Here is a 607-nt window from a genome sequence, read left to right as displayed (position 1 = left end):
ATCCACTCGGCGCTGGGGAACCTCAGCCCGGCGGAGTTCGAGGCGAGGCATCGGGAGGGCGCCGCCCTGAATGCGGCGTAGGGGTGTAAACGGAATCGGGGTAGATTCAGATTCAATCCGCCTGGGCACCGAGAACTCGCGGCCGGCGCACCTCACGAGCATCGTCGAGGGGACCTCCTGGTAGGTCACGTCGCCGAGCATCGACTCGAGCAGCGCTCGGTTCCCGAGCGGGCGCAAGGCGTCCTTCTCGCGCATGAACAGCAGGTCCGGGGGCAGGCCGGTGGTGCCGTTCGGCTCCTCGTTGCTCCGCCGCTCGATGCGCGCGATCGCCTCGTCCACTCCCTCCCAGCCGTCGAAGTCCCCCTCGTAGGCGAGCAGCCTCGAGACGAAGCGGTTGGCGCTCTCGACCTTGCCCTTCGTCTCGGGCGTCCCCGGCGCGCACAGCACGATCTCGAAGCCCGCCTCCCGCGCGAAGCGCTCGACCCTCGGGTCGCGCCGGCGCCTGCCGTCGCCGCCCACCGCGGCTATCGCCGACATGTTGTCCGTGAGCCACTCGGCGGGGACCCCGCCCAGCCGCGCCGCCGTGTCGTACATGCACGCCAGCAGG

At 70.7% G+C, this 607-nt stretch carries 1 pseudogene; it reads right to left on the bottom strand.

The annotated features are described in order from the left end of the window. A pseudogene (locus tag H6A21_RS10770) lies at nt 1-607 on the bottom strand (DDE-type integrase/transposase/recombinase); the annotation flags it as partial.

Source organism: Collinsella tanakaei (assembly GCF_016902615.1).
In the GTDB taxonomy this organism is placed as follows: domain Bacteria; phylum Actinomycetota; class Coriobacteriia; order Coriobacteriales; family Coriobacteriaceae; genus Collinsella; species Collinsella tanakaei_A.
The sequence above is the reverse complement of the archived record's forward strand: the minus strand, read 5'-3'. Positions and strand labels throughout refer to the sequence as shown.